Below are 21,473 nucleotides of genomic sequence, written 5' to 3' on the forward strand. Positions count from 1 at the left end.
ACATTGCCGTGGATCAGGCGCTGATCTTCGCTTGCGCCGCGAGCCGATTGATCGCGCGCTCCAGTTCTTCCAGCGCTGCCACGGCCTTGGGGTCGTCCTGCTTGAGCAGGGTTTCGCTGCGCTGGCAGGCCGCACGCAATTGCGGTACGCCGCAATAACGGGTGGCACCGTGCAGGCGATGGACACGTTCGATCAATGCGTTCTGGTCGCGGTTTTCGCACGCCGTGCGAATGGCCTCGCGGTCGGCTTCCAGGGAGGCGAGCAGCATGGCCAACATGTCCGCCGCCAGATCAGCCTTGCCAGCGGCCAGGCGCAAACCTTCTTCGTGATCGAGCACTGGCAGTTCATTATTGCCCGCCGCACTGTCGCTGATCCGCTCCGGCCCTTGATTGCGCAAGGCCAGGCCGGTCCATTTCAGCACCACCTGCGCCAGTTGCCGCTCGCTGATCGGTTTGGTCAGGTAGTCGTCCATGCCGCTTTGCAGCAGCGCGCGTTTTTCGTTGGCCATGGCGTGGGCGGTGAGGGCGACGATCGGCAGCGGCGTGCAGTGCCGCTCGCTTTCCCACTGGCGAATGGTTTCGGTGCTCTGGCGACCGTCCATGCCCGGCATCTGCACATCCATCAGCACCAGATCGAAGGACTCGCTCTGTACCGCTTTGACCGCCGCATAGCCGCTTTCCACCGCGAGCACCTTGGCGCCCATGTCTTCGAGCAGGGTCTGCACCAGCAGCAGGTTGGCCGGATTGTCGTCGACACAGAGCACTTTCGGCGCGCGGCTCGACAACGGTTCCCCCGGCTCATTGCGTGGCTGGCGCGGGTTGACCAGATCGGCCAAGGCCCGGCGCAATTTGCGTGTGCAGGCCGGTTTCGCTTGCAACTGACTGTGCGGGTTGGGCACCGACAGATGGAACAGTGTCTGTTCGGTGGTCGGGCACAGCACCAGTACTTTGCAGCCGAGGTGTTCGAGGTCCCAGATGTGCTGATTCAAACGCTCGGGCAGCATGTCGTTGCTGGTGATGCCGATGACCGCCAGATCAATCGCCTGATCGGTCTGGTGGGCGCCGGTGACACCGTTGGTCAGCGTTTCGAGGGTGTTGAACGGCGTGACATCGAGGCCACAGTCTTCCAGTTGATGCTGCAGGGCCTGCCGCGCCAGTTCGTGATTTTCCAGCACCGCCACGCGGCGCCCGAGCAACGGCGCGGCCGGCAAGTCTTCGGCGTCGTCACGGGTTTTCGGCAGGCTCAGGCTGATCCAGAATTCCGAGCCTTCGCCCGGCGTGCTGTCGACGCCGATTTCGCCGCCCATCTGTTCGATCAGGCGTTTGGAAATCACCAGCCCCAGACCGGTGCCACCCGGCTGGCGCGACAGCGAGTTGTCGGCCTGACTGAACGCCTGGAACAACGCGCGCACGTCCTGATTCGACAGGCCGATGCCGGTGTCCTGAATGCTGATGCGCAGTTGCACGCTGTCTTCGTGTTCCTCTTCCAGCATCGCCCGGGCAACGATAGTGCCTTCACGGGTGAACTTGATCGCGTTGCTGACCAGGTTGGTGAGGATCTGTTTGAGGCGCAGCGGGTCACCGACCAGCGACAGCGGCGTGTCGCGATACACCAGGCTCACCAGCTCAAGCTGCTTGGCGTGCGCGGCGGGGGCGAGGATGGTCAGGGTGTCCTGCAACAGGTCGCGCAGGTTGAACGGAATATGGTCGAGCACCAGTTTGCCGGCCTCGATTTTCGAGAAGTCGAGGATCTCGTTGATGATCCCCAGCAGGCTGTCGGCGGACTTTTCGATGGTGCCCAGATAATCGAGCTGGCGCGGGGTCAGTTCGCTTTTCTGCAACAGATGGGTGAAACCGAGAATGCCGTTGAGCGGCGTGCGGATCTCGTGGCTCATGTTGGCGAGGAATTCGGACTTGATCCGGCTGGCCTCCAGCGCTTCTTTGCGCGCCAGGTCCAGTTCGATGTTCTGGATCTCGATGGTTTCCAGGTTCTGGCGCACGTCTTCGGTAGCCTGATCGACACTGTGTTGCAACTCTTCGCGGGCGTTTTGCAGGGTGCCGGCCATGCGATTGATGCCGGAAGCGAGTTCATCCAGTTCCTGACTGCCGAGCGGCGGCAAACGCGTTTCCAGATGGCCGTCCTTGAGTTGCGCGACGGCTTGTTTGATCTGACTCAGCGGGCGGTTGATCGTGCGGCCCATGCGCAACGCCAAGAGCGCCGCACCCGCCAGACCGGCGGCAATCAGCAGCAGGCTGGCAAACAGGCTGCGATAACCGCGCAGCAACATGCCGTTGTGCGACAGTTCCAGTTCGACCCAGCCGAGCAAGCGATCGGACTCTTGCGGGATCAGTTCGCCGGCGAGGTTGCGATGCTTGCCGAACACCGGCATCAAGTAGCGGGTCGCGTCATTGCCGCTGCGCCGTTGCAAATGCGCGCTGTCACCGCTGGGCGCCTGATTGAGCATGGTCGGTCCGGCGTGGGCCAGGGGGGAGCGATCCGGGGCGAGGAAGGTCACCGCGCGCACGTCCGGTTGTTCAAGGGACTGAGTGGCGATGCGCTCCAGCAGATCGCTGTTGCCGTGCCCCATGGCGGGGGCCACCAGCGGCGCCAGTTGCTCGGCGATCATTTCGCCGCGTTGCATCAATTGGCTCTGCAAGTCGGACTGCTGCGTCCAGGTGAAATAACCACCCAGCACCAGCGCCATGAGGCTGGTCGGCAACAAGGTCAGCAGCAACACGCGACCTTTGATTCCCAGTTTCTTGAGCACGCCTATCTCCTGCATCCCGCTGATCTGTTGACTCATGCGTGCATCCGGCACGCGGCATGGGCGCAGTGTAGCGATTTGCTCGCAGGCAATCTCCGGAAAAATACAGTTGGGAAAGGGCAGGGCGTCGCTGCTCGTTTGTCCGTTGGGTCAACCTTGGGTTGCCCGATCCCCGGCAATCTTGAATAATCACTCTCAACTGAGAATTACTTGCAGATACTCATGACTCCTGTTTCCGCTGGCCAGCCACGCATTCTTTCCATCGAAGACGATCCGGTGCTCGGCGCCTATGTTCACGAACATCTGGGCCGCAGCGGCTTTCAGGTGACCTGGTGCCAGAACGGCCAGGAAGGCCTGAGCATCGCCAGACGCCAGCCATTCGATGTGGTGCTGATGGACATTCTATTGCCGGGTCTGGACGGTTTGAATGTGTTGACGCAATTGCGCCAGAGCCATTCGACGCCGGTGCTGCTGATGTCGGCCCTCGGTGCCGAGGCGGATCGCATCAGCGGTTTCCGTCTGGGCGCCGATGACTATTTGCCTAAACCATTCAGCATGGCCGAATTGCATGTGCGCATCGAAGCGATCCTGCGTCGGGTCGCGCTGGATCGGCGCCCGGCCGTGCACGCGGTGCCAGTGGCGGCCGGTACGCTGCGATTCGATGACGAACAGTGCGATGTGTTTTTCCGCGAGCAACCCGCCGGGCTGACCCGCAGCGAATTCCGCTTGCTGGAAACCCTCAACCGCAATGATGAGGAAGTGCTGAGCAAAGCCTTCCTTTATCAGCACGTGCTGCAACGCGGCTACGCGGCGCACGATCGCAGCCTCGACATGCACATCAGCCAGATCCGCCGCAAACTCAAAGCCATCGGTTACACCGAGCGGGAAGTGCGTACGGTCTGGGGCAAGGGTTACGTGTTGAGCGCCGCCGATGAAACGCTCTGAACTGCCGGGGCGGCATTCACTGTTCTGGAAACTGGCGTTTCTGCTGGTCGCATTTTGTCTGCTGATGATCTGGCTGAGCTGGTCATGGGGCCGCTACATGGAGGAGCGCAACCAGTTCCTCTCCGACGAGGCACGCGGCACCCTTTCACGTTATGCGCTGCAAGCCGAGCAAGCGTGGCAGCACGGCGGACGCAGCGGGGTCGATGACTGGTTGCAGAGCATGGAGTTGCGTGAAGCCAGTTGGGTCGGCGTCATCGGCGGCAACTTGCAGTCGCTGAGCAGCGATCCGCTGAATGAGCAGGAAATCCAGCACCTGACGTTCTTGCGTGGTCTCGATTGGCCGATTCACAAACAGGGCCGACCGTGGCTGCGTGTGCCGTTTCCCAAAGAACCGTCCGCCGGCAGCCTGGTGATCGAGTTGCCCGAGCGATTCCTGCCGGGCAAATATCGCGTGTTCTGGCGCGTCATCACCAACGGCGTGATTCCGGGGTTGTTCACTTTGCTGCTATGCGTCGGTCTATACCGTTTGCTGGTGGTGCCGCTGAATAACCTGCGCGAACAGGCCAACGCCTGGCGCGCCGATCAATTGAATGTGCGCCTGTCGAGCGGCATCACCCAGCGCCCGGATGAACTCGGCGAGCTGGCGCGAGCGTTCGACTCGATGTCCGAGCGCCTGCAATCGACCGTCGCCCTGCAACAGCAATTGCTGCGTGATCTGTCCCACGAATTGCGCACGCCGCTGAGCCGACTGCGCGTCGCCAGCGAGAGCGAGCAGGATTTAGTGCAGCTACGCGAACGTATCGGTCGCGAAGTCGACGGTATGCAAAGACTGGTCGAAGACACCCTGCAACTGGCCTGGCTCGATACCGAGCGCTCGCCATTGCCCGACGAGGCGATTCAGATCCAGGCGCTGTGGGAAATGCTCACCGACAATGCCTGTTATGAAAGCGGCTGGCCGAGTCTGCAATTGCAGTGCGCGGTCGAGTCCTCATGCTGGGTGCGCGGCAACCTGAATACGCTGGCGCAGGCGCTGGAGAACATTCTGCGTAACGCGATTCGGCATTCGCCGGCGGGCGGGATCGTGCGTCTTGATGGACGGCGCGATGGCGATTTCTGGCATCTGTGGCTGGAAGATCAGGGCGGTGGCGTAGCGGAAGGGGACCTGGAGCGGATCTTCTCACCGTTCACCCGACTGGATGGCTCGCGGCCCGGGGACGGTGGTTTTGGCTTGGGGCTGAGCATCGCGCGCAATGCCGTGCAGCGTCAGGGCGGAAGTATTTGGGCGGAGAATAGCGGGGCGGGGTTGCGGCTGAATTTGCGCTTGGTGGCGGATGACGGTGTTGCGCCGACTGACGCCTTCGCGAGCAGGCTCGCTCCCACATTGGAACTCGGTTCGCCGCAGATCGTGTGAGTGCCTCAGCGCTTCTGGAGTGAGCCTGCTCGCGATGTAGTTCATTCGGGTGGCCAGTCCTCCGGTTTTGCGGGAGCGCTCGCCTTTTTTTGTACGACATTTCCCAAGCTGCATCAGCGGTCATTTTCAGCGTCCTGAAGGGTTTAGGCTCGTGCTTCCCCTGATCTTCAAGGAATTGCGCATGACTATATCCAGCGTTACTGGCAGCCCGGATGGCGAGCGTTTCAACGAAGTGCTCGCGCTGATTCACAGTTCCAGACATAAGGCCATGCAGGCCGTCAATACACAGTTGATTGAGCTTTATTGGCAGGTGGGGGCACATATCAGTCGTAAGATTGAGCAGGCGGAGTGGGGCGATTCGGTCATAACTCAACTGGCCGCACATCTGGCGTATACCCAACCGGGCTTGCGTGGGTTCACCCGACCAAATCTGTTCCGAATGCGCCAGTTTTATGAAACCTATCGGGACGATCCAATTGTCTCACCACTGGTGAGACAATTGCCGTGGACTCATAATATGATCATTTTGAGCCAAAGCAAACACCCGGAAGAGCGTGGGTTCTACCTGCGAATGGCCATTCAGGAAAAGTGGTCGAAGCGCGAATTGGAGCGCCAATTCAAAGCAGCTTTGTTTGAGCGAAGCGTCACCGACCCGGCAAAAGCCTCCGCCGCACTGAAACAAAATCATCCCGATGCTCTCGAGATATTCCGCGATTCCTACATGGTCGAATTTCTCGATCTGCCCGGCGCTCATTCTGAAACCGATCTGCACCAAGGTCTGCTATCTCGCCTCAAGGAATTCCTGATCGAACTTGGTCGCGACTTCTGCTTTGTCGGTTCCGAATATCCGCTGCAAGTCGGCGGTCGGGATTTCTCTCTCGACCTTCTGTTCTTCCACCAAGGACTCAACTGCCTTGTAGCCATTGAACTCAAGGTCGGCCGTTTTGAGCCGGAATACCTCGGCAAACTGGATTTCTATCTGGAGGCGCTGGATCGCAATGTCCGCAAGCCTCACGAAAATCCGGCCATCGGTGTCCTGCTGTGTGCAAGCAAGGAAGATGAGGTCGTCGAGTACGCCCTCAATCGCAGTCTCTCGCCCGCATTGATAGCGGAATATCAAACCTGTTTGCCGGATAAACAATTGCTGCAAGCCAAGTTGCATGAGTTTTATGCACTGGATACGGCGTACACAGAAAATAGCGAGTAACGACTGCTTATTCCCATAAACCATAAGCACCGCACTTTGCGTGATATGGCCTGCGCGGGTTTGCCGGTATGATAGGCGCCCCCGCACGTCTGGATTGCGAATACGCCATGACCTTGCAGTACCCAACCATCGCCGATTGCGTCGGCAACACGCCGCTGGTGCGTTTGCAGCGCCTGCCCGGTGCTACCAGCAACACCCTATTGCTCAAGCTCGAAGGGAATAACCCGGCGGGTTCGGTCAAGGACCGTCCGGCGTTGTCGATGATCACTCGCGCCGAGTTGCGCGGGCAGATCCACGCCGGCGATACGCTGATCGAAGCGACCTCGGGTAACACCGGGATCGCGCTGGCCATGGCCGCCGCGATCAAGGGTTATAAAATGATCCTGATCATGCCGGACAACTCCAGCGCCGAGCGCAAAGCGGCAATGACCGCGTACGGTGCCGAGCTGATTCTGGTCAGCCAGGAAGAAGGCATGGAAGGCGCCCGCGACCTCGCCCAGCGGATGGAAGCCGAAGGCCGTGGCAAGGTGCTCGATCAGTTCGCCAATGGCGACAATCCTGAGGCGCACTACACCACCACCGGCCCGGAAATCTGGCGTCAGACCCAGGGCACCATCACCCATTTCGTCAGTTCGATGGGCACCACCGGCACCATCATGGGCGTGTCGCGCTACTTGAAAGAGCAGAGCGACAGCGTGCAGATCGTTGGTCTGCAACCGATGGAAGGCTCGGCCATTCCCGGTATTCGCCGCTGGCCGCAGGAATACCTGCCGAAGATCTATCAGGCTGATCGTGTTGATCGCATCGTCGACATGGCGCAAAGCGAGGCCGAAGACGTCACCCGGCGTCTGGCTCGCGAAGAAGGCATCTTCTGCGGCGTGTCCTCGGGCGGTGCGGTGGCAGCGATGCTGCGCCTGTCCAAAGAAGTTGAAAACGCGGTGATCGTCGCGATCATCTGCGACCGTGGCGACCGTTACCTGTCGACCGGCATTTTCGACGCGCCCAACTGATGGCCAAGCACGAGAGAGGCCTGCGCTTCCAGCCCACCGGCGGCAGCAAGGCCGTGCAAATCCCGACCGGCAAAAAGCAGCGTTTGAGCATCGAGCGCCTGGCCAATGACGGTCGCGGTATCGCGTTTTTCGAAGGCAAAACCTGGTTCGTCCTCGGCGCCCTCGCCGGTGAAGAGGTCGAAGCGCGGGTGCTTGGCGCTCACGGCAAAGTGGTCGAAGCGCGCACCGAGCGCGTGTTCAAGGCCAGCGAATTGCGTCGCCCGGCACCGTGTCAGCACGCCGGCCGTTGCGGCGGTTGCAGCGTCCAGCATTTGCCCCACGGCGAACAGCTTGCCCTGAAACAGCGCATGCTCGCCGAGCAATTGTCGCGTGTGGCCGGTGTCGAACCTGAAGAGTGGGCAGCGCCGCTGACCGGTCCCGAATTCGGCTATCGCCGTCGCGCCCGCATCGCGGTGCGCTGGGACATGAAAGCGAAGAAACTCGAAGTCGGTTTCCGTGCCGCTGGCAGCCAGGACATTGTCGCGATCAGCGAATGCCCGGTGCTGGTACAGCCCTTGCAACCGATCATGACCCGTTTGCCGGAGATGCTTCGTCGTTTGAGCAAACCGCAAGCGTTGGGTCACGTCGAGTTGTTCAGTGGTTCTTCACTGGCGGTGTTGCTGCGGCACATGGCGCCGTTGTCCGAGGCGGATCTGACCATCCTCAAGGACTTCTGCCAGTTCCATCAAGCGCAGTTGTGGCTGCATGGCGAAGGCGAGCCGCAACCGGTCGATGCGACCCAGTCGCTGGGCTATCGCCTGGAGCAGTGGAATTTGAATCTGGCTTATCGGCCGGGTGACTTTATTCAGGTCAACGCTGGCGTCAACGAAGCGATGGTGGCGCAGGCGCTGGACTGGTTGAAACCGGGTAGCGATGAACGCGTGCTGGACCTGTTCTGCGGCCTGGGCAACTTTGCCTTGCCGTTGGCCAAGGCCGTGCGCGAAGTCGTCGCGGTCGAAGGCGTGCAGACCATGGTCGATCGCGCCGAAGCCAACGCCGCTAGTAACAATTTGCATAACACAAAGTTTTTTCAAGCCGATTTATCCCAGCCTTTGACCGATGCCCAGTGGATCGGAAACGGCTTTTCTGCGGTACTCTTGGACCCACCGCGTGACGGTGCTTTCGAGGTGGTTCGCAAGCTGGCGACCCTGGGTGCCAAACGGTTGGTGTATGTGTCGTGCAACCCTGCAACTCTGGCGCGCGACACGGTCGAATTGATCAAGCAGGGCTACCGGTTAAAACGTGCCGGGATTCTCGATATGTTTCCTCAGACGGCACATGTCGAGGCCATGGCGTTATTTGAAGCGAGCCAGGATGGCTCGTCTGAATCCGTCTGATCTGTCCGCGCAGCGCTCGCTTTAGCCCCGCGAGCGCAAACGGGCAATAAGGATCAGCGATTTGACGCATTGAATCTGCGTCGTAGGGAAGGTAAAGCAGCATGGTACAGGTGAGAGCACACCAGCCGATCAACACTGACGGCAGTATCAATCTCGAGGCTTGGCTCGATCACGCGGTCAGTGTCGATCTGGCACTGGATCGCGAAGCCTTGAAGGAAGCCTGCGAGTTCGCTCGTGAGGCCGAACAACAGTCCAATGCCAAGAAGAATCTGTGGGCCGAAGGCTCCGGCAGTTTCAGTACGGGCCTGGAAATCGCCGAGATTCTCGCCGACCTCAAGCTCGACCAGGATTCGCTGGTCGCGGCGGTCCTGTATCGCGGCGTGCGCGAAGGCCAGATCGAACTCGCGGCCGTCGGCCAGCGCTTCGGTCCGGTGGTGGCCAAGCTGATCGACGGCGTGCAGCGCATGGCGGCCATCAGCGCCAGCCTCAGCCCGCGGCAGTCGATGGTCATGGGCACGCAAGGGCAGGTGGAAAACCTGCGCAAAATGCTCGTCGCCATGGTCGACGACGTGCGTGTTGCGTTGATCAAACTGGCCGAACGTACCTGCGCGATTCGTGCGGTGAAAACCGCCGACGATGAAAAGCGTAACCGGGTCGCCCGCGAAGTTTTCGACATCTATGCGCCGCTCGCGCACCGACTCGGTATCGGTCATATCAAATGGGAACTGGAGGATTTGTCCTTCCGTTATCTCGAGCCTGATCAATACAAGCAGATCGCCAAGTTGCTTCACGAGCGACGGCTTGATCGTGAGCGTTTCATCGCCGACGTGATGACCCAGCTCAAGGATGAATTGCAGGCCACCGGCGTCGATGCCGACATCAGCGGCCGGGCCAAACACATCTATTCGATCTGGCGCAAAATGCAGCGCAAGGGTCTGGAATTCAGCCAGATCTACGACGTGCGTGCGGTGCGTGTGCTGGTGCCGGAAATGCGCGACTGCTACACCGCGTTGGGTATCGTCCACACCTTGTGGCGACACATCCCGAAAGAATTCGACGACTACATCGCCAACCCGAAAGAGAACGGCTACCGCTCGCTGCACACGGCGGTGATCGGCCCTGAGGGTAAAGTGCTTGAGGTGCAGATCCGTACGCACTCGATGCACGAAGAAGCCGAACTCGGCGTCTGCGCGCACTGGCGCTACAAGGGCACCGACGTCAAATCCGGTTCGAACCACTACGAAGAGAAAATCTCCTGGCTGCGTCAGGTCCTCGAGTGGCACGAAGAACTGGGCGACATTGGTGGTCTGGCCGAACAGTTGCGCGTCGATATCGAACCGGACCGGGTGTACATCTTCACCCCCGACGGTCACGCCATCGACTTGCCGAAGGGTGCAACGCCGCTGGACTTCGCCTATCGCGTGCACACCGAAATCGGTCACAACTGCCGTGGCGCGAAGATCAATGGGCGCATTGTGCCGCTCAACTACAGCCTGCAGACCGGTGAACAGGTCGAGATCATCACCAGCAAGCACGGCACGCCGAGCCGCGACTGGCTGAACTCGAACCTCGGTTACGTCACCACCTCGCGGGCGCGGGCGAAAATCGTTCACTGGTTCAAATTGCAGGCGCGCGACCAGAACGTTGCCGCCGGTAAAACCCTGATCGAGCGTGAACTGACGCGCCTCGGTCTGCCAGCGGTGGACTTCGACAAGCTGGCCGACAAGGCCAACATGAAAACCGCCGAAGACATGTTCGCCGCCCTTGGTGCCGGCGACCTGCGTCTGGCGCAACTGGTCAACCTTGCGCAGCAACTGGTCGAGCCGGAACGCGGCAATGAACAGCTGGAACTGATTCCGCGCAAAGCCACCGGCTACAAACCGGGCAAGCGCGGCGACATTCAGATCCAGGGCGTCGGCAACCTGATGACGCAGATGGCCGGCTGCTGCCAGCCGCTGCCGGGCGACGCGATTGTCGGTTACATCACTCAGGGCCGTGGCGTGAGCATTCACCGTCAGGACTGCGCCTCGGTGTTGCAGCTGGGCGGGCGCGAGCCAGAGCGGATCATTCAGGTCAGCTGGGGCCCGGTGCCGGTGCTCACCTATCCGGTCGACATCGTCATCCGCGCCTACGACCGTTCCGGTCTGCTGCGTGATGTTTCGCAGGTGCTGCTCAACGAGCGCATCAACGTGCTGGCGGTCAACACCCGCTCGAACAAAGAGGACAACACCGCGCTGATGTCGCTGACCATCGAGATCCCGGGTCTGGATGCGCTGGGGCGGTTGCTCGGGCGGATTTCGCAGTTGCCGAACATCATCGAAACGCGGCGTAACCGTACCCCTTGAAGATGACTTCGATTGATCGTTCCCACGCTCCGCGTGGGAATGCCTCTAGGGACGCTCTGCGTCCAGTGACGCGGAGCGTCACGGGCTGCATTCCCACGCAGAGCGTGGGAACGATCAAGATCGCAGAAAGGGTTGAGTGAGATTTTGTATGTACAGCCTTGAAGACCTGCTCCACCTGATGAACAGTCTGCGCGATCCGCAGTACGGTTGCCCGTGGGACATCAAGCAAACCTACGCGACCATCGTCCCGCACACCCTCGAAGAAGCCTACGAAGTGGCCGACGCCATCGAGCGTGGCGACTTCGATCATTTGCAGGGCGAGCTCGGCGATCTGCTGTTTCAGGTCGTCTATTACAGCCAGTTGGCCAAGGAAGAAGGGCGCTTCGAATTCGCCGGCGTGATCGACAGCATCACCCGCAAGCTGATCCGCCGTCATCCCCACGTGTTCCCCACCGGCGATCTCTACGCGCCGCTGGATGTGCCACGCCTGAGCGAAGAACAGGTCAAGCAGCGCTGGGAAGCGATCAAAGCCGAAGAACGCGCCGAGAAATCCACAGCGCCCGAGCAACTGTCACTGCTCGACGATGTGCCGGCGACGCTGCCGGCCTTGTCGCGTTCGGCCAAATTACAGAAGCGCGCCGGGCAGGTCGGTTTCGACTGGCCGGACGCCTTGCCGGTGCTCGACAAGGTCCGCGAAGAACTCGATGAAGTCCTCGAAGCCATGTCGGAAAACGATCCCGTCGCCGTGGCTGACGAGATCGGCGACCTGCTGTTTTCCGTGGTCAATCTGGCCCGGCATCTGAAGGTTGACCCGGAAACCGCGCTGCGTGGCGCCAACGGCAAGTTCGAAAGACGTTTCCGATTTATCGAACAGGCATTGCGCGACACCCACCGTCCCATAGAAGATTGCACCCTCGAAGAGTTGGACGCCCTGTGGGGTGAAGCCAAACGCCAGGAAAAGAATGCGCCCAGCTGCGGCTGAGCAACTGCCCAAGTGAGTAAGCCCCATGAGTATTTCCCTTCGCGACCAGTTGCTCAAAGCAGGCCTGGTCAACCAAAAGCAGGCCAAGCAGGTCAGCAAGGACAAGCAGAAGCAGCAGCGTCTGGCCCACAAAGGTCAGATCGAGCTGGATGACTCGCAGCAGCGTGCAGCCCAGGAAGCCATGGCCGAGAAGGTCAAGCGTGACCAGGAACTGAACCGTCAGCAGAAAGAGAAAGCCGAAGCCAAGGCGCGTGCCGCTCAGGTCAAGCAACTGATCGAAGTCTCGCGTCTGCCGAAGCTGACCACCGAGGACTACTACAACTTCGTCGACGACAAGAAGGTCAAGCGCATCTCGGTCAATACGCTGATGCGCAACAAGCTCAGCAGCGGTTCGCTGGCGATCGTGCACCATGCCGGCGGCTACGAAGTGATCCCGCGTGAAGCGGCCCTGAAGATCCAGGAGCGCGATCCACAGCGCATCGTCCAGCTCAACGTGCAGACCGAAGAGGTCAGCACCGAGGACGATCCGTACGCGGCGTATCAGATCCCTGATGACCTGATGTGGTAAATCGATAAAGCTGTAACAACGACAAACCCCGCTCATGGCGGGGTTTGTCGTTATCAATGCTGTGGTTGAATCAGGCGGATTTCAGATCCCGTTGCTGTTCTTGCACTTCCAGTTCGGCCTTGTAGTTGTGGGCATCGATCTCGTTGTGGAACATGCCGACCAGCAAGTCTTGTTGATGCACGTCCCAGATGCGGATACCGGCGGCTACGCCTTCGTGGGACATGTGTGAATCGTCGCGTTCAGTTACTTTTACAGTCATCTGCTAGCTCCAAATCTCAAGTTATCTGCAGCAAGGCGTGTGCAGGACTCTGTTATATGATTTGTTAGCTTGCTAAGTAAACGGCTGATTTGTGCAAGGTGTTGTTGCGTTTTTTGCAACAGTGCTGCAGCCCGCGTAATCCGCGACATTCGGTCGCAGGGCGCAAAGTTTCATGACAGAAGTTTCATCTCCAGAGCGCTCTGGACCCTGTCTTTGATCGTTCCCACGCTCCGCGTGGGAATGCCTCTGGGGACGCTCCGCGTCCAGTGACGCGGAGCGTCACGGGCTGCGTTCCCACGCAGAGCGTGGGAACGATCAACAACACGGACCGGTAGTGTCCCGGCTAATTTCTGCAGGCGAAAAAAAACGCCCCGAACCAGTCGGGGCGTTTTTATGTGTGGCTCAGCAGCGGGGAATTACTTGCCTTCCCAGCGCTTCAGTACCAGCGTGGCGTTGGTGCCGCCGAAGCCAAAGCTGTTGCTCATCACGGTATTGATAGTGGCGTTCTCGCGGGTCTTGGTCAGCACCGGCAGATCGGCCACTTCAGGATCCAGCTCGTCGATGTTGGCGGAACCGGCAATGAAGTTGCCTTCCATCATCAGCATGCAGTAGATCGCTTCGTGAACGCCGGCAGCGCCCAGGGAGTGACCGGACAGGCTCTTGGTCGAGCTGATCGCAGGTGCCTTGTCGCCGAACACTTCACGCACACCTTTCATTTCTGCAACGTCGCCGACCGGGGTCGAAGTGCCGTGGGTGTTCAGGTAGTCGATCGGGGTATCAACGGTGGACATCGCCATCTGCATGCAGCGGATCGCGCCTTCGCCACTCGGGGCAACCATGTCGTAGCCGTCGGACGTCGCGCCGTAGCCAACGATTTCGGCGTAGATCTTGGCGCCACGGGCCAGCGCGTGTTCCAGCTCTTCAACCACGACCATGCCGCCACCGCCAGCGATGACGAAGCCGTCACGGTCTTTGTCGTAGGCTCGGGAAGCTTGTTCCGGGGTGTCGTTACGCTTGCTGGACAGAGCGCCCATCGCGTCGAACAGGAACGACTGGCTCCAGTGCTCTTCTTCACCACCACCGGCGAAAACGATGTCCTGCTTGCCCATCTGGATCTGTTCCATGGCGGTACCGATGCAGTGAGCACTGGTGGCGCAGGCAGAAGCGATGGAGTAGTTCAGGCCCTTGATCTTGAATGGCGTGGCCAGGCAAGCGGAAACGGTGCTGCTCATGGTCCGCGTTACACGGTACGGGCCAACACGCTTCACGCCTTTCTCGCGCAGGATGTCCAGCGCTTCCATCTGGTTCAGCGTGGAAGCACCGCCGGAGCCCGCCACCAGGCCGGTACGCGGGTTGGACACTTGCTCTTCGGTCAGGCCGGAGTCAGCAATGGCGTCTTTCATGGCCAGGTAGGCGTAAGCCGCTGCGTGGCCGACGAAGCGATAGATCTTGCGATCGATCAGCTCTTCAAGGTTGAGGTCGATGGAGCCGGAAACCTGGCTACGCAGACCCATTTCGGCATATTCCGGGTTGAACCGGATGCCAGGGCGGCTTGCACGCAGGTTAGCGGAGACGGTCTCTTTGTCATTGCCCAGGCACGAAACAATGCCCAGACCAGTGATAACGACGCGGCGCATGCGAATAACCCTTAGAAGTTGTCAGTGGAGGTGAACACGCCGACGCGAAGGCCTTCGGCGGTGTAGATTTCGCGACCGTCGACAGTCACCGAACCATCGGCGATGGCCAGGTTCAGCTTGCCCTTGAGGACGCGTTTGATATGAATGTTGTAGGTGACTTTCTTGGCGGTCGGCAGGACCTGACCGAAGAACTTCACTTCGCCCGAACCCAGCGCACGGCCACGGCCCGGCAGGCCTTGCCAGCCCAGGAAGAAACCGACCAGTTGCCACATGGCGTCCAGACCCAGGCAGCCCGGCATCACCGGATCGCCTTCGAAGTGGCACGCGAAGAACCACAGATCAGGGTTGATATCCAGCTCGGCGACCAATTCACCTTTGCCGTACTTGCCGCCTTCTTCGCTGATCAGGGTGATGCGATCGACCATCAGCATGTTCGGGGCGGGCAGTTGCGCGTTACCTGGGCCGAACAGCTCACCGCGACTGCAGCGCAGCAGATCTTCCCGAGTAAAGGCGTTTTGTTTGGTCATGCGAGCTCCTCAATAATCCCATGCGGCAGGTGGGGCAAATCTTCCCGACCGTTCGAAGCGTTCATGCCTCGAACCGGCAGCCTACTCATAGACTATTGCGTTGTGGTGAAAGTCACAGCACCAAGGACATGAATGTACACTTGTGCACTGAAATTTTTATTCAAGCCCCTTTTGAGGCTCGTTCGGGTGCCTAAGACTGCCGCACTTTCGCTTTTCACGCCAGTCGCAGATGGTCGAAAGGCCCACACTACGACACCCAGCGCTGCAGAATCTGCTGCAGATCATTACGTTTGAACGGCTTCGCCAGATAATCGTTCATGCCCGCCGACAGGCAGGTTTCGCGGTCGCCCTGCAAGGCGTTGGCCGTCAGCGCGATGATCGGTACGTCACTGCGTCCGGGCAGAAGCCGTATCTGCCGGGTAGCCTCGTAGCCATCGATGATCGGCAAACGGCAATCCATCAGAATCACTTCAAAGTCGCTGCCCTCGGCACTGCGCACGGCCTGCGCGCCATCGGTGGCGACACTGACAGTAAAGCCCAGACTGCGCAGCATCGCTTCGATAACCGTCTGGTTCACCGGATTGTCTTCGACCAGCAAGACATTGCGCCCTTCGCCCTGGCCGTTGCCGTTCAGTGCACGCGGCGCAGCCAATTGCGGTAGCGCCTGTTTAGAGAGGGCCAGCGGGATTTCCAGGGTGAACACCGAGCCGCGACCTTCCTCACTCTGCGCGCGCAAGGTGCCACCCATGCGTTCGGCCAGTGTACGAGCGATCGGCAAACCGAGGCCGGTGCCGCCGTAACGTCGGGAGATCGAACTGTCGGCCTGCTGGAAAGCGTTGAACATCAATTCCAGACTTTCAGATGAGATACCGATGCCGCTGTCGCGCACCGAGCAGGTGAACCACAGCAGTTCGTGATCCAGCGACTGCCACTGCGCCTCGATGCTGACCCGACCCTGCTCGGTGAATTTCAGCGCATTGCCGACCAGGTTGACCAGAATCTGCCGGATCCGCGTCGGATCGCCCTGCACCTGCAAGCCGCGCATGTCGTCCGGGATGCGCAGATTCAGCGCCAGCCCTCGCTGTACCGCGCTGTGCTGGAACGACTGCGCGCAGGCGCCGATCAGTTCGGCAAGGTTGAACGGGATGTGCTCCAGCTCCAGTTCCGAACGTTCGATGCGCGAGAAGTCGAGGATGTCGTTAATGACTTTCAGCAGGTGTTCGGTGGACTCCGAGGCGAGGGCGGCGTATTCGACCTGTTCCTCGGTCATCTCGGTGGTTTCCAAAAGTTGCAGCATGCCCAGCACGCCGTTCATGGGCGTGCGCAGTTCATGGCTCATCATCGCCAGAAAATCGGATTTGGCATTGTTGGCCTTTTCCGCTTCTTCACGGGTCTGGATCAGTTGCGCCATGGCTTGATGCTGCTCGCGGCTGGCCTGTTCCAGCGCCTGCGCGAGGTTGTTGATGTGCTGCGACAGCGCGCCCAGTTCGGTGTCATCAACGATCGGCAGCGGGGTTTTATAGTCGCCGTCCTGAATCGCCTTCACCGCATCGCCGATGTCGCGGATCGGCTGCGACAGGCTGCCGGCCAGACGCCGCGCCAGGACAAAGGTGAAGAGCAGGGCGAACAGCGCAAGAATCCCGGCCTTGAACAGGATCTCCTGCTGGCGTTGGCTGAAGGCGTCATTGGACAGACCGACGATCACCCGGCCCAGATAATCTTCGCTGGCCCCGCCATTGCTGACCTTGCCGTCCTGAAAGAAGTCATTGTGCAGGGCGATGCGTTGCAGCCGTACCGGTGCCTGAAACACTTCGACCTGATGCGGCCGACCGTGCGCCGCAGCCGGTTGTTCGACGTACACCAGAATCCGGTTGGCGCTGTCCTGCACTTCAAGAAAACGTACGTTAGGCGTGGCCAGAGTGGCTTTGAGCAGGCTTTCCAGCACTTCGTTGTTGCCGGAAATGACCCCGTATTCGGTGGCCGGTGCGAGTTGGTTGGCAATCAGTTGGCCGGTGTGGTTCAACTCCTGACGCAGATCCTGAATGCGCACAAAGGTAAAGAAGCTGATCAGCAACAAGGTCAACAACAGCGCCGGGCCCAGACTGATCAACTGGGTGCGGGTGTTGATGTCCCAACGGCGACGAAAACTCATGGACGGCGTTCTCCTTCAGCCAGCGCTTGGGCGACAGACGCTTCATTTAGCGGCTCGATCCCTAGGGAACGAGCGACTTGCGCATTACTTGAGACTTTAAAACGCGCGGGGTAGAGCGTTCGTGGCCAACTGGCCGGCGGTTGGTCGAGCAAATGATCGAGGATGGCCAGCCAGTCGTTCTGATCGCTGTAGGTACTGGCCAGGCTGCCGGCGCGAACGAATGCTACGTTGGGGCCGACCAGCGCGACTTGCCGTGAATAGCTGCTGAGCAGCAGGTTTTTCGCGGTTTTGGGGTTGTACAGATCGGGGTCGTCGAGCCCCAGCAGCACGTCGCTGTTCTTCAGCACGGTTTGCAGGGGGCGGCTGTCGTGGGTGTTGTCCCAGCGCTGGCTGACGATTTGCAGGTTCAGCGGTTCGGCGGCGAGATTCAGCTCCTTGAGGAGGAATTCGCTGTGCTGGTCGAAGAGCACGCCGATCCGCCGGGCCTGCGGCAGAATACGCCGGATCAATTGCAACTGGCGGCTCAGCGGCGGATCACTCCAGAGCAAACTCAGGTGCGCCGGTTGCGCGCTGCCGAGACGCTGGCGAGCCTGCAGGCGACTGATGCGCAGTACCAGCGTTGCCGGGCCCTGGGTTTCTTGCAGACGCCAGTCGAGGCTCGGCAGATCAAGCAGAATCAGGCGCAGGCTGGCGGGCAGTTTGCCCGGTGCCGGCAGACTGGCCAGCGGCTGGAAGCGCACATTGTCGGTCGGGCGCAGTTCACTCAATGCCTGCACGAACGCCTGCACCCCGGGACTTTCCTCGGCACCGGTCAACAGGATATCGGCAGCCTGCACCGCCACCCCGTGCAGCCATGCGGTCACAAACAGACAGACCCCGGCCAGCCAGTGGCCAAGGGTTGGCAGCTTCCGTGACGGCCCGTAGCGCATCCTAGAACTCCAGCTCGGCGCTGAAGTACATCACTCGGCGCTCGTCGTAATTATTGTCGACGAAGGTGACCGGCTCATGATCGAGGCGCTGTTGCAGCACGCCAGCCAGTTGCAGCTGGGCTTTGCCTAACGGGATGCGTTTGGCGATGCGTGTGTCGACCCTTTCAAAACGGTAGCCGTTGAGCGCGTTGTCACCGTAATAGAAGAGGGCGCTGTTCCAGCCGTGGCCCCAGTCGCGCAGCCAGCCGGCCGAACCGCTGTTGCGCGAAGTGAACTGTTGATCCAGTGGGTTACTCGCCTCGGCATCGACAAAGGCGTAGGTGAAACGCAAGCGGTCGGCCAGGCTCACGCGCCAATCGAGCTGGGTTTCCGTGCCGCGAAAGCGTGCGCTGTTGGCGTTGCTGGCGATGTATTGGTTGTTGCGCAGTGGCTCGCTGATCATCCCGGTGATCTCGTCGTAGAACAGCTTCACATCAAGGGCCAGACCCAGTTCGGCGAAATAGCCGTTGTAGCCCAGTTCCCGCGAGCGCATGTGTTCCTGATCGAGATCGCCCGGGCCGCGGGTCTTGACGAAGTAGCGCGCCGATGACTGGCCATAGGCCGAGGGCCGCAGGTTGCTGACCTGATAGCTCCAGTTGACGTTGTTCTCGAACATGTCCGGCGAACGGATCGCCTCCGAGTACACCGCGCGCAAACCGTGACGCGGATTGATCAAGTAGTTGACGGCAAATCGCGGGGTCAGCGAACTGCCGATCAGTTGCGTGTCTTCAAACATCGCACCGCCCTGCAACAGCCAGTGTTCCGTGGCACGCCATTCCAGTTGGCCGAACGCGCGCCACGTGGTGTCGTCCAGCGTGCCGTTGAAATAGGTTTCGGAATCGGCGCGGTCGTAACGATAGTTCATGCCGCTGACCAGACGCAGGCTGTCGGACAGGCTGAGGGTGTCCTGCAATTCGAGATCGTAGCGCGATTCGCGGGCACTCTGGTCGATGTCGCCGCACAGGGTTCGACTCGCGCCGTTACGCCATTGATCGAGCACCTGATTGGCCAAGGCCATTTCCTGCGGCGTGCCGGGCGCCGCGCCAGGACCCGTGAACTGCGTGATATTGCGCGCTAGGCGTTCGGTGTAATTCGGGTTGAGCTGCCACAGTTGCGTCAACTCCGGGCTGAATGACACCTCGGCATCGCAGGCGCGCCAGGTTTGCTGGCGATCCCAGTGTTGTGCCGAGCCTTGTATATAAAGGCTGTGTTCAGGGTTGATGTCGAGGTTCCAGCGCACCGAGCCGGCGTAATCCTTGGCTACCACGTCGGAATTGTTCCCGGCGTCGGTAATCCCGGAGAACACCGGGCGGTAGGTGTACGGTCGCTGGTTGGTCCCATCCTTGGCGTTGACCTGCCAGTCGAGGCTCTGGTTATCGCTGAGGGTGTGGCTGACCGCGAGACTGAAGCGATTCAAGCGACGGCTGTCGCGGTAATCGGCGCCGCTGCGATCGCTGTCGAAGCCATCGTCTTCCTGGCCAGACAACGACAGGCGCAGATCACCGCCATTCCAGCCGGTGCCCTGGCTGGCATAAAAGTCATTGATGCCGCGTTGGCCGCGGGTGTACTTCAGCCGCGTGCCGTGGCTGTCCGCCGGGTGGCGGGTAATAATGTTGACCACCGCCATCAGCGCGTTGGCGCCGTAACTGACGGTGTTCGGGCCGCGAAAAACCTCGATGCGCTCGACGTCTTCCATGGCCACCGGAATATCGCTCCAGTCCACCGTGGACAAACCGGCGCGATACACCGAACGGCCGTCGATCAACACCTGCATGCGCCGCGCTTCGCTGGCGTTGGTGCCATGGTAATTGACCGCCGCCTGATTGCCGCTGATGTTGCCGACCATCATCCCCGGCACCAGCCGCAACAGTTCGCTGATGTCGCGCGCGCCGCTGGCGTTGATCAGTTCGCTGTCGAGTACGGTCATGCTCCCTGGCACTTCTGCCGGTGTCTGTTTCAGGCGCGTGGCCGTCAGCACCTGCGGCAGTGCTTCGTTGTCCGTGAACAGGTCGTCCGCCAGCACTAGCGGGCTGAACAGCAGCGCCACTAAAACGGAGGAACGCGGGGACGCAGAGCCAAAAGACACGACACAACCTTGATAGCGAAGAATTGGCGCGCATGTTAACCGAGGGCAGCGACTTTTCCAGTCACGTTGCAGGCATTTTCCTAGGTTTTATTGGTCTTCTTCCTACAAATGTCGGTAATTGACGCAGGGGCTGGCCGCGACCGGGCCGCCCCGTATAATGCCGCCATCGCCACTGGTATGGATTAACGGATTGCATATGACTGAACAGCGCCCGATTGCGGTCCTGGGAGGCGGAAGTTTTGGTACCGCCGTGGCCAATCTTTTGGCCGAGAACGGCCATCAAGTCCGGCAGTGGATGCGTGACCCCGAGCAGGCCGAGGCCATCCGGGTCAATCGCGAAAACCCGCGTTACCTCAAAGGCATCAAGATTCTGCCGGGGGTGACTGCTGTCACTGACCTGCAGGAAACCCTCGACGCCTGCGATTTGTGCTTTGTCGCGCTGCCGTCAAGCGCATTGCGCACGGTACTCGCCGCCCACGCCGCGCGGCTGAGCGGCAAGATGCTGGTCAGTCTGACCAAAGGCATCGAAGCGCAGACCTTCAAACTGATGAGCCAGATCCTCGAAGAGATCGCCCCGAATGCGCGCATCGGCGTGTTGTCCGGGCCGAACCTGGCGCGGGAAATCGCCGAGCACGCACTGACCGCCACCGTGGTCGCCAGCGAAGACGAAGAACTGTGCAAAGCCGTGCAAGCTGCGCTGCACGGTCGCACTTTCCGCGTTTATGCCAGCGCCGACCGTTTTGGTGTCGAACTCGGCGGGGCGTTAAAGAACGTTTACGCAATCATCGCCGGCATGGCGGTGGCGCTGGAAATGGGCGAGAACACCAAGAGCATGCTGATCACTCGCGCCCTCGCCGAGATGACCCGCTTTGCGGTGAATCAGGGCGCCAACCCGATGACCTTTCTGGGGCTGGCCGGTGTCGGCGATCTGATCGTCACCTGCTCTTCGCCGAAGAGCCGCAACTATCAAGTCGGTTTCGCGCTGGGTCAGGGCTTGAGCCTCGACGAAGCCGTGTCGCGTCTTGGCGAAGTTGCCGAAGGCGTCAACACCCTGAAAGTGCTCAAGGCCAAGTCCCAGGAAGTCGGCGTCTATATGCCGCTGGTCGCCGGGCTTCATGCGATCCTCTTTGAAGGACGCACGCTGGAGCAGGTGATCGGTCTACTGATGCGGGCCGAGCCGAAAACCGACGTCGACTTTATTTCCACCAGTGGTTTCAACTGAGTGAGCCGGGAGTA

General features: G+C 60.3%; 16 protein-coding genes. 9 read left to right on the top strand and 7 right to left on the bottom strand.

Features of this window, described 5'->3' with window-relative positions:
- Positions 1–13: 13 nt before the first annotated feature.
- A complete protein-coding gene (locus ACWR1S_RS24780; RefSeq protein WP_141129591.1) occupies positions 14–2,767 on the bottom strand; it encodes a response regulator in 2,754 nt (917 codons plus the stop codon).
- Between the two features lie 219 nt (positions 2,768–2,986).
- Between ACWR1S_RS24780 and ACWR1S_RS24785 the strand changes: the two genes are divergently transcribed.
- From ACWR1S_RS24785 to ACWR1S_RS24820, 8 genes are all read left to right on the top strand, one after another.
- Positions 2,987–3,709, top strand: a complete 723-nt coding sequence (locus ACWR1S_RS24785) for a response regulator transcription factor (RefSeq protein ID WP_454565328.1) — start codon at positions 2,987–2,989, stop codon at positions 3,707–3,709.
- Entirely contained in the window at positions 3,696–5,120 is a 1,425-nt protein-coding gene (locus ACWR1S_RS24790) for a histidine kinase sensor domain-containing protein (protein WP_454565329.1), read from the top strand. The genes ACWR1S_RS24785 and ACWR1S_RS24790 overlap by 14 nt, the downstream gene beginning before the upstream one ends.
- Before the next feature lie 181 nt (positions 5,121–5,301).
- Complete coding sequence (locus ACWR1S_RS24795) at positions 5,302–6,327, top strand: PDDEXK nuclease domain-containing protein (RefSeq protein ID WP_454565330.1); 1,026 nt, start codon at positions 5,302–5,304, stop codon at positions 6,325–6,327.
- 107 nt (positions 6,328–6,434) lie between these two features.
- A complete protein-coding gene (cysM, locus tag ACWR1S_RS24800) occupies positions 6,435–7,337 on the top strand; it encodes a cysteine synthase CysM (protein WP_026000780.1) in 903 nt (300 codons plus the stop codon).
- A complete protein-coding gene (gene rlmD / locus ACWR1S_RS24805; RefSeq protein WP_454565331.1) occupies positions 7,337–8,713 on the top strand; it encodes a 23S rRNA (uracil(1939)-C(5))-methyltransferase RlmD in 1,377 nt (458 codons plus the stop codon). Before cysM ends, rlmD begins: the two co-directional genes overlap by 1 nt.
- Positions 8,714–8,814: 101 nt before the next feature.
- The gene (gene relA / locus ACWR1S_RS24810) at positions 8,815–11,058 is read left to right on the top strand and encodes a GTP diphosphokinase (protein ID WP_007917476.1); all 2,244 of its coding nucleotides are present in this window, start codon (positions 8,815–8,817) and stop codon (positions 11,056–11,058) included.
- A gap of 148 nt (positions 11,059–11,206) precedes the next feature.
- On the top strand, positions 11,207–12,040 hold the full coding sequence (gene mazG, locus ACWR1S_RS24815) for a nucleoside triphosphate pyrophosphohydrolase (RefSeq protein ID WP_454565332.1): 834 nt from the start codon (positions 11,207–11,209) through the stop codon (positions 12,038–12,040).
- A gap of 25 nt (positions 12,041–12,065) precedes the next feature.
- On the top strand, positions 12,066–12,608 hold the full coding sequence (locus ACWR1S_RS24820) for a DUF2058 domain-containing protein (RefSeq protein WP_016987455.1): 543 nt from the start codon (positions 12,066–12,068) through the stop codon (positions 12,606–12,608).
- Between the two features lie 70 nt (positions 12,609–12,678).
- Here ACWR1S_RS24820 and ACWR1S_RS24825 read toward each other — a convergent pair whose 3' ends face one another.
- The 6 genes from ACWR1S_RS24825 to ACWR1S_RS24850 form a co-directional block, all read right to left on the bottom strand.
- Positions 12,679–12,867: a hypothetical protein gene (locus ACWR1S_RS24825; protein WP_007917473.1), complete on the bottom strand. Its 189-nt coding sequence runs from the start codon at positions 12,865–12,867 to the stop codon at positions 12,679–12,681.
- A 416-nt stretch (positions 12,868–13,283) separates the two neighbouring features.
- A complete protein-coding gene (fabB, locus tag ACWR1S_RS24830) occupies positions 13,284–14,504 on the bottom strand; it encodes a beta-ketoacyl-ACP synthase I (RefSeq protein ID WP_008087472.1) in 1,221 nt (406 codons plus the stop codon).
- Between the two features lie 11 nt (positions 14,505–14,515).
- Positions 14,516–15,031 (bottom strand): 3-hydroxyacyl-[acyl-carrier-protein] dehydratase FabA, encoded by a 516-nt coding sequence (gene fabA / locus ACWR1S_RS24835; RefSeq protein ID WP_003227150.1) that lies wholly within the window; start codon positions 15,029–15,031, stop codon positions 14,516–14,518.
- A 247-nt stretch (positions 15,032–15,278) separates the two neighbouring features.
- On the bottom strand, positions 15,279–17,183 hold the full coding sequence (locus ACWR1S_RS24840; protein WP_454565333.1) for an ATP-binding protein: 1,905 nt from the start codon (positions 17,181–17,183) through the stop codon (positions 15,279–15,281).
- Positions 17,180–18,112, bottom strand: a complete 933-nt coding sequence (locus tag ACWR1S_RS24845; protein ID WP_454565334.1) for an ABC transporter substrate-binding protein — start codon at positions 18,110–18,112, stop codon at positions 17,180–17,182. The genes ACWR1S_RS24840 and ACWR1S_RS24845 overlap by 4 nt, the downstream gene beginning before the upstream one ends.
- Before the next feature lies 1 nt (position 18,113).
- The gene (locus ACWR1S_RS24850; protein ID WP_454565335.1) at positions 18,114–20,237 is read right to left on the bottom strand and encodes a TonB-dependent receptor plug domain-containing protein; all 2,124 of its coding nucleotides are present in this window, start codon (positions 20,235–20,237) and stop codon (positions 18,114–18,116) included.
- Between the two features lie 196 nt (positions 20,238–20,433).
- Between ACWR1S_RS24850 and ACWR1S_RS24855 the strand changes: the two genes are divergently transcribed.
- Positions 20,434–21,459 carry an NAD(P)H-dependent glycerol-3-phosphate dehydrogenase gene (locus tag ACWR1S_RS24855; RefSeq protein ID WP_454565336.1) on the top strand — a complete coding sequence of 342 codons (1,026 nt, stop codon included), beginning with the start codon at positions 20,434–20,436 and terminating at the stop codon, positions 21,457–21,459.
- Positions 21,460–21,473 lie beyond the last annotated feature (14 nt).

The sequence above is a fragment of the Pseudomonas sp. AIG genome, from assembly GCF_977020205.1.

What these genes read in the sequence shown, in the direction of transcription:
- ACWR1S_RS24785 (WP_454565328.1), top strand. Translation starts at nt 2,987, where the DNA reads ATGACTCCTGTTTCCGCTGGCCAGCCACGCATTCTTTCCATCGAAGAC.
- ACWR1S_RS24790 (WP_454565329.1), top strand. Translation starts at nt 3,696, where the DNA reads ATGAAACGCTCTGAACTGCCGGGGCGGCATTCACTGTTCTGGAAACTG.
- ACWR1S_RS24795 (WP_454565330.1), top strand. Translation starts at nt 5,302, where the DNA reads ATGACTATATCCAGCGTTACTGGCAGCCCGGATGGCGAGCGTTTCAAC.
- cysM (WP_026000780.1), top strand. Translation starts at nt 6,435, where the DNA reads ATGACCTTGCAGTACCCAACCATCGCCGATTGCGTCGGCAACACGCCG.
- rlmD (WP_454565331.1), top strand. Translation starts at nt 7,337, where the DNA reads ATGGCCAAGCACGAGAGAGGCCTGCGCTTCCAGCCCACCGGCGGCAGC.
- relA (WP_007917476.1), top strand. Translation starts at nt 8,815, where the DNA reads ATGGTACAGGTGAGAGCACACCAGCCGATCAACACTGACGGCAGTATC.
- mazG (WP_454565332.1), top strand. Translation starts at nt 11,207, where the DNA reads ATGTACAGCCTTGAAGACCTGCTCCACCTGATGAACAGTCTGCGCGAT.
- ACWR1S_RS24820 (WP_016987455.1), top strand. Translation starts at nt 12,066, where the DNA reads ATGAGTATTTCCCTTCGCGACCAGTTGCTCAAAGCAGGCCTGGTCAAC.
- ACWR1S_RS24825 (WP_007917473.1), bottom strand. Translation starts at nt 12,867, where the DNA reads ATGACTGTAAAAGTAACTGAACGCGACGATTCACACATGTCCCACGAA.
- fabB (WP_008087472.1), bottom strand. Translation starts at nt 14,504, where the DNA reads ATGCGCCGCGTCGTTATCACTGGTCTGGGCATTGTTTCGTGCCTGGGC.
- fabA (WP_003227150.1), bottom strand. Translation starts at nt 15,031, where the DNA reads ATGACCAAACAAAACGCCTTTACTCGGGAAGATCTGCTGCGCTGCAGT.
- ACWR1S_RS24840 (WP_454565333.1), bottom strand. Translation starts at nt 17,183, where the DNA reads ATGAGTTTTCGTCGCCGTTGGGACATCAACACCCGCACCCAGTTGATC.
- ACWR1S_RS24845 (WP_454565334.1), bottom strand. Translation starts at nt 18,112, where the DNA reads ATGCGCTACGGGCCGTCACGGAAGCTGCCAACCCTTGGCCACTGGCTG.
- ACWR1S_RS24855 (WP_454565336.1), top strand. Translation starts at nt 20,434, where the DNA reads ATGACTGAACAGCGCCCGATTGCGGTCCTGGGAGGCGGAAGTTTTGGT.